The following is a 7,409-nucleotide window of genomic DNA, read 5'->3' as shown; positions in this document are numbered from 1 at the left end:
TCAGGGTTCACGGACGCGTGCGATTGCGGAACGGTCATCGGGCCAGCCTCAGGCCGCTGAACACCCAGCGAGACGGCGCCGGAAAGAAATTGCGATAGGTGATCCGTTCGTGCCCGGGCGGTGTCAGGGCACTCGCGCCTCGCAACACGTGCTGATCGCTCATGAACTTGCCGTTGTACTCGCCGACCGCGCCGTTGGCGGGGACAAAACCCGGATAGGGGAGGTACGCGCTCGACGTCCACTCCCACACGTCGCCGATCATCGCCTCGGTGGCGATCGACGGGTGACATCGCTGTGGATCGAGTAACCCGCCACGACGACCGCCGGTGAGTGCGGCAGCGTTCTCCCACTCGAACTCCGTCGGTAGGCGAGCGCCGGCCCAACGGGCGTACGCGTCGGCCTCGTAGAACGACACGTGGACAACGGGCTCGTCGGCGACGACCGGCCGACGGCCGGACAACGTGAACGTGGTCCAGGTGCCGTCGTCATGGCTCCAGTAACCCGGCGAGTCCCATCCGGTCTGTTGGATGCGGGCCCAGCCGTCGGACAGCCAGAACTCGCTGCGACGGTAGCCGTCGTCGGCCATGAACTCGAACCATTCGCCGTTGGTGACCGGTCGGTTGGCGATCTCGTACTCCTGGAGGTAGACGGTGTGGCGAGGGCCCTCGTTGTCGTAGCTGAATCCGGGACCGTCGGCCCCGACCTCGACCAGGCCACCCGGCATCGACTGCCAGCGCAGTGCCGGAGCCGACGCCGGCGGTTCGGAGGGGAACTCGACCGGTCGCTCGACGTAGACGGGTGCGAACGGGTGGATCGAGAGCAGGTGTTTGATGTCCATCAGCAGCAGTTCCTGGTGCTGCTGTTCGTGGTTGCAGCCGAGTTCCACCAGCTCGACCGCGCAGTCATCGAGCCGGCCTTCGGTGAGGGCCTGGACCAGGGCGGCGTCGATGTACTCGCGGTAGCGGGTGATCTCCTCGACGCCGGGACGGGTGATCAGGCCACGCTCCGGCCGCGGATGCCGCGCGCCGACGGCCTCGTAATAGCTGTTGAACAGATAGCGGAACGACTCGTCGTAGACGGCGTACCCGGGCAGGTCACGAAGGATGAACTCCTCGAAGAACCAGCTGACGTGCGCGCGATGCCATCTGGCGGGGCTGGCGTCCGGCATCGACTGAGGCGTCTGGTCTTCGGGTGACAGCGCAGCGGTGAGACGATCGGTGAGCCTGCGAGTGTCGAGGAATCTGGTGGTCAGGGCGGACTGGTCAACCGAAATGCTCATGTTCGTCTCCTGGTGGTGGTCAGGGCGTAACGAGTATGGGGGCAGGGTCTGACAATTACCGTACGCCCAGATGCCGGGTGATCGGTGCAGCCTGTGAACGTTCCGCCGACTGTGTCCGGGCGTGCGGCGCAGATCCGCTCTGGCAGACTGGGCCGGTGAACTCTGGTGCCGTTATCGCGATCGTTGTTGTCGTTGCCGTGTTGCTGTTGGCCCTGGTGGTCGCGGGCCTGGTGGTGTCGCGCCGCCGTCGAATCTCGCTGCGCGACAGCACAGATCAGGTCACCGGATCAGATGGCACCCGGCAGGTCGACAAATCGGGTGGTTATCAGGCGGGTTCGGGCTTCTCGTTCACCCAGGGCGGCTCGGGAACCGCACTGGCCGAACCGCCCACTCCGGACGTGCCGAGCGAACCCGGCGACGCGATCGTGCTGGAGCCCGAGGTCATCGAGCAACCGGTTGTCGAACCCGAGCCGGTCGAACCCGAGCTCGTCGAACCCGAAGCGGCAGAGCCCGCGGTCGCCGAGCCCGAGGCAACCGAACCGGAGCCGGTTACCGAACCCGAGCTCGCAGAACCCGAGCCCGCCGCGCCCGAGGCGGCGTCCACGGAGGTCCTGGAACCGGAGGTCATCACACCGGAGGCCGAGCCGACCCCCGAGCCCGAGCCGACCCCCGAGCCAGAACCAGAGCCGCAGGTCGCAGGACCGGTCCTCGATGAGATCGCGCCGACCGCGGGACGGCTCGGACTACTCCGTGGCCGCCTGTCGCGGTCCCAGAACGCGCTGGGCAAGAGCATGCTCGGCATACTCGGTGCCGGCGACCTCGATGAGGACAGCTGGGAAGAGATCGAGGACACGCTGTTGATGGCCGACCTCGGTACGTCCGTGACGATGGCCGTGGTGGAACAGTTGCGGACCGAACTCGCGCAGGCGCCCGTCCGTTCGGCGGCCGAGGTCCGTGCGTTGCTCCGCAAGGTGCTGATCGCGCAGGTGGAGCCGAACCTGGACCGATCGATCCGGGCGCTGCCGCACGCCGGCAATCCGTCCGTCCTGCTGGTGGTCGGTGTCAACGGCACCGGCAAGACGACCACCACTGGCAAACTGGCTCGCGTGCTGGTGGCCGACGGCCGCCGGGTGCTGCTCGGTGCAGCAGACACCTTCCGCGCCGCGGCGGCCGACCAGCTGCAGATATGGGCCGAGAGGGTGGGCGCCGAGGTGGTGCGCGGTAAAGAGGGCGCCGATCCGGCCGCGGTCGCATTCGACGCGGTGACGCGCGGCATCGATGAAGGTGTCGATGTCGTGATGATCGACACCGCCGGCCGGTTGCACACCAAGACCGGACTGATGGACGAGCTCGGCAAGGTCAAACGAGTCGTCGAGAAGCGGGCAGCGGTCGACGAGGTGCTGCTGGTCCTCGACGCGACGACCGGACAGAACGGTTTGACCCAGGCGAAGGTGTTCTCCGAAGTCGTGTCGATCACGGGTGTGGTCCTGACCAAGCTGGACGGCACGGCCAAGGGTGGGATCGTCTTTCACGTCCAGCGCGAACTCGGTGTGCCGGTCAAACTCGTGGGACTGGGTGAGGGCGCCGACGATCTGGCGCCCTTCGAGCCCGAGGCGTTTGTCGACGCGCTGCTGGGCTGACCGGAGGTGGGCTGCGCTCGCACGCATTCGTGCGAGTGAGACCGAACGACACAACAAATCATCGCTCCCTGGGCAATCTGGTCAACGTCGCTCCAGCGGGTATACATAGATGAAACATGAACCCGGCTGTGGTTCACACGCATGAAACATCAGAGCACCACAAACGAAACCCTTGCCAGCCAATCTCTTTGAAGGCGCCGAGCCGTCGGCGCACTCTAGGAGGTTTCTTACAGTGGTATCGGCATTGCCAACCGAATCATTCGGGGTATCAGATCCAGGTGATACCGCGTGGATTCTTGTCAGCGCGGCCCTGGTGCTCTTCATGACCCCCGGCCTGGCCTTCTTCTACGGTGGCCTCTCGCGCTCAAAAGCTGTTCTCAACATGATGATGATGTCGTTCGCCGCTCTGGGTGTCGTCAGCATCATCTACGTGCTGTGGGGCTTCTCGATGTCCTTCGGAAACGGGATAACCGGCGATGACGATATCGCTGGAATCTTCTCGAATCCCTTTGCCCTCTTCGGCTCCAGCCAGCTCTCGGATACCTTGACGGAAGTGGTCGACGGCGAAGAGCTCGAGTTGGTGGTGACGGGTGGTCTGACGATCCCGTCGTACGTCTTCATGGCCTTCCAGCTGACCTTTGCGGTGATCACCGTGGCGCTGATCTCCGGTGCGGTGGCCGAGCGCGTCAAGTTCTCGACCTGGCTCGTCTTCAGCGGGATCTGGGTCACCATCGTGTACTTCCCTCTCGCCCACATGGTCTGGGGCGGCGGCCTGCTCTCGGGTTCGGAAGACAGCATCGCGTCGTGGATATTCGGTAGTGAGGACGGCGCGGCCAAGGTTGCCCCGATCGACTTCGCCGGTGGCACCGTGGTTCACATCAACGCCGGTATGGCCGGTCTGGTCCTCGCCCTCATCGTGGGCAAGCGTCTCGGCTTCGGCAGAACCGCGTACCGGCCGCACAACGTTCCGTACGTGATGCTCGGCGCAGCGATCCTCTGGTTCGGCTGGTTCGGATTCAACGCCGGTTCGGCTCTGGCAGCCAACGTAAGTGCCGGTCTGGTGTGGATCAACACCGCGGCCGCCACCGCAGCAGGTCTGATCGGCTGGCTGGCCGTGGAAAAGATCCGGGACAAATCGGCCACCGGTGTCGGCGCAGCTTCTGGCATCGTCGCAGGCCTGGTCGCGATTACGCCCGCTTGTGGTTCGCTGACCCCGGTCGGTTCGCTGATCCTCGGCGTCATCGCTGGTGTGCTCGCTGCACTCGCCGTCGGTTTGAAGACAAAGCTCGGTTACGACGATTCGCTCGACGTCGTCGGTGTTCACCTTGTTGCCGGCCTGTGGGGCACCATCGCCATCGGCTTGCTCGCCTCCGAGACCGGCCTCTTCTACGGTGGCGGTGGCAAGCAGCTCGTCATCCAGATTGTCATCGCACTGGTCGCACTCGCATTCACCGCTGTCCTGACCACGATCATCGCGCTCGCCCTCAAGCCGCTCGGCTGGCGGATCAGTGCAGAGGATGAGGACACTGGTATTGATGAGACGGATCACCGCGAAAGCGCGTACGACTTCGCATAAGTCCTGGAAACTCAATACTCGCCACGTGATCCTCATGGAGGGATACAAGAAATGAAGCTCATTACCGCGATCGTGAAGCCTTTCACGCTCGAAGATGTCAAGGCGGGCCTGGAGCAAGCAGGTGTTGTCGGAATGACCGTCAGCGAGGTCCAAGGTTACGGACGCCAGAAGGGCCACACCGAGGTCTACCGCGGTGCGGAGTACTCGGTCGACTTCGTGCCCAAGGTTCGGGTTGAGGTTGTCGTCGACGACGCCGCGGTGGACAAGGTCGTCGATGTGATCGTAGAAGCCGCGCGCACCGGCAAGATCGGTGATGGCAAGGTCTGGGTGTCCCCGGTGGAAGCCGTTGTCAGGGTGCGTACCGGAGAACGCGGCAGCGAAGCCCTGTAAGACAATGCCATTTCATAATGGCGGTCGCGGTCCTGCTTCCGAGGAACCCTCGGATGCAGGGCCGCAGTCGTCTCACCCGACTCCTGCTGCGGCGACGGACCTCGTCACCGCCCGCAAGCAGCTGTTCACCCGCTCCGAAGGAACCAAGCGCATCGATGCGCCCGGCCTGCGGCGAGTGCTCGTCGACCTGCACGACTTCTGGCTCACCACCAAGGCTGCCGAGATCGGTATCAAACCAGGCAGCGGCTTTGCGATCGTCGCGGTGGGCGGACTCGGACGCCAGGAGTTGTTGCCCCATTCGGACCTCGACCTGATCCTTCTCCACGACGAGATGGACCCTGCGGTCGTCGCCGAGGTCGCCGACCAGATCTGGTATCCGCTGTGGGACGCGCACATCAAACTCGACCACAGCGTGCGCACGGTGTCGCAGGCCTTGCAGGTCGCCGCGTCCGACATGACCGCGGCCCTGGGTCTTCTCGAGGCGCGGCACATCGCCGGCGACGAAGATCTCTCGCGGCTCCTGATCGGCGGCATACGCCGCCAGTGGCGCACCGATATCCGGTCTCGCTTTCCGGGTCTGGTCGATCAGGCCCGCGACCGTTGGCGTCGCAGCGGAGACATCGCCCACCGGGCCGAACCCGACCTCAAATACGGTCGCGGCGGCCTTCGGGATGTCCACATGCTCGACGCTCTGGCCATTGCGCAGCTGACCGATGGCATGGCTGCGCTCAGGCCGGATTCGCCCGGTGGTGGGCTGCGGCAGGCGTACACCCGGTTGCTGGACGTTCGTACCGAACTGCACCGAATCACCGGTCGGCCCAGGGAACAACTGCGGGCCCAGGATGCCGACGAGATCGGTGCCGCACTCCGGATCGGTGATCGTTTCGAATTGGCACGCACGATCAGCGACAGTGCCCGCACCATCAGCTATGCCGTCGACGTGGGTTTGCGGACCTCGTCGAACTCGTTGCCGCGCAAGGGTTTGTCGAAGTTGCGGCGTTCGCCGATTCGCCGCCCGCTCGACGAGGGTGTTGTCGAACACCAGGGTGAGGTCGCCCTCGCCCGAAATGCCTTCCCCAGCAAGGACCCTGGACTCATCCTCCGGGTCGCGGCCGCGTCGGCGCGCACCGGTCTTCCGATGGCTGCGTCGACACTGGCCAGGCTGGCCGATTTCGCGCCGGAACTCCGTGAACCGTGGCCGGCCGATGCGCTCAGCGATCTTCTGGTGCTCCTCGGTTCCGGCGAGCACATGATCGGGCCGATCGAGGCGTTGGACCGGACAGGCCTGTGGGGCCGGCTCATCCCGGAATGGGGTGCGGTGCGGGATCTTCCGCCCCGAGATGCCATGCACACCTGGACCGTCGACCGGCATCTGGTCGAGACGGCCGCCAACGCGAGCGCGCTGACGACGCGGGTGTCACGACCCGACCTGTTGGTACTCGGCGCGCTGATACACGATCTGGGCAAGGGCCGCGGAGCCGATCACAGTGTGGTCGGTGCCGAACTGGCCAACCAGATCGGTAATCGGTTCGGCCTGTGGCCCGAAGACGTTGCGACGCTGTCGATGATGGTGCGCTACCACCTGTTGCTACCCGAGATGGCAACTCGCCGCGACCTCGACGATCCGGCAACGGTGCAGAGTGTCGTCGACACACTCGGCGGCTCGAGGGTTCTGCTCGAGCTCCTCTCGGCGCTGGCCGAGGCGGATTCACTGGCCACCGGTCCCGGCGTCTGGGGTGACTGGAAGGCCTCGCTGATCGGTGAACTCGTCAGGCGGTGCCTGCGGTTGATGGACGGAGAGGAACTCTCCACCCCCGACCCGTTGACCCCGGAACTGATCGCGCTGGCCGAGGCCGGTGGCATCAGCGTCGACCTGGTGAACACGGACAACCCGCACACCTTCGCGGTGACCATGATCGCGCCTGAGCAACCGGGGTTGTTGTCCCGGATGGCAGGGGTGCTGTCGTTGCGGGGGCTGCGGCTGCTCGGCGCGGTGGTGCAAACCCATGCCGGTAGTGCGGTCAACACCTTCCTCGTGTCACCCATCTTCGGTGACCCCGGCGAGGTGGGGCTGCTGCGCCAGCAGCTGATCCAGGCGGTCGAAGGCGGGATCGATGTGATCGCACGGCTCGACGCCAAGGAACGCGATTCCGCTCCGACCGCGCCACCGGACGGCAACGTGTCTCCGGCAGTGCCCGCCCTGTTCGCGCAGGCACCGCCGAAGGTCATCTGGTTCGACGGCTACGACGACAACAGCGTCATCCTCGAACTCCGTGCCGGCGATCGGGTGGGCCTGCTCGCCCGGGTCAGTGCGGTGCTCGAAGACCACGGCGCCAACATCACGTGGGCCAAGGTCGCCACGCTGGGCGGATCGGTGGTCGACTCGTTCTGCATCCGGTTGCCCGGGGACGGCTCGCAGACCCGTGACCAGCTCGAAGAGGCGATTCTGGCGGTCGTGCCACCACCTGCGCCACCCCGAGAGCATGACGACAAACCCGGTAAATCCGGTGTCCCGATAGGCTAG

The 7,409-nt window shown here is 65.3% G+C and carries 5 protein-coding genes; 4 read left to right on the top strand and 1 reads right to left on the bottom strand.

Annotation, left to right across the window (positions count from 1 at the left end; all coding sequences use genetic code 11):
• Window positions 1-34 precede the first annotated feature (34 nt).
• Window positions 35-1,279: an ergothioneine biosynthesis protein EgtB gene (gene egtB, locus VIQ49_RS24755; protein ID WP_331889235.1), complete on the bottom strand. Its 1,245-nt coding sequence runs from the start codon at window positions 1,277-1,279 to the stop codon at window positions 35-37.
• A 155-nt stretch (window positions 1,280-1,434) separates the two neighbouring features.
• On the opposite strand from egtB, the gene ftsY reads away from it, so the two are divergent.
• The 4 genes from ftsY (at window position 1,435) to VIQ49_RS24735 (ending at window position 7,409) form a co-directional block, all read left to right on the top strand.
• Window positions 1,435-2,919: a signal recognition particle-docking protein FtsY gene (gene ftsY, locus VIQ49_RS24750; RefSeq protein ID WP_331889234.1), complete on the top strand. Its 1,485-nt coding sequence runs from the start codon at window positions 1,435-1,437 to the stop codon at window positions 2,917-2,919.
• Between the two features lie 232 nt (window positions 2,920-3,151).
• Window positions 3,152-4,495 (top strand): ammonium transporter, encoded by a 1,344-nt coding sequence (locus VIQ49_RS24745; protein WP_331889233.1) that lies wholly within the window; start codon window positions 3,152-3,154, stop codon window positions 4,493-4,495.
• Window positions 4,496-4,546: 51 nt separating this feature from the next.
• Window positions 4,547-4,885, top strand: a complete 339-nt coding sequence (locus tag VIQ49_RS24740) for a P-II family nitrogen regulator (RefSeq protein ID WP_020107271.1) — start codon at window positions 4,547-4,549, stop codon at window positions 4,883-4,885.
• 4 nt (window positions 4,886-4,889) lie between these two features.
• On the top strand, window positions 4,890-7,409 hold the full coding sequence (locus tag VIQ49_RS24735; RefSeq protein ID WP_331889232.1) for a [protein-PII] uridylyltransferase: 2,520 nt from the start codon (window positions 4,890-4,892) through the stop codon (window positions 7,407-7,409).

The sequence above is a fragment of the Williamsia sp. genome, assembly GCF_036566845.1.
GTDB lineage: Bacteria > Actinomycetota > Actinomycetes > Mycobacteriales > Mycobacteriaceae > Williamsia.
Note: the sequence above shows the minus strand (reverse complement) of the source record. Positions and strands in the feature narration are given on the sequence as shown.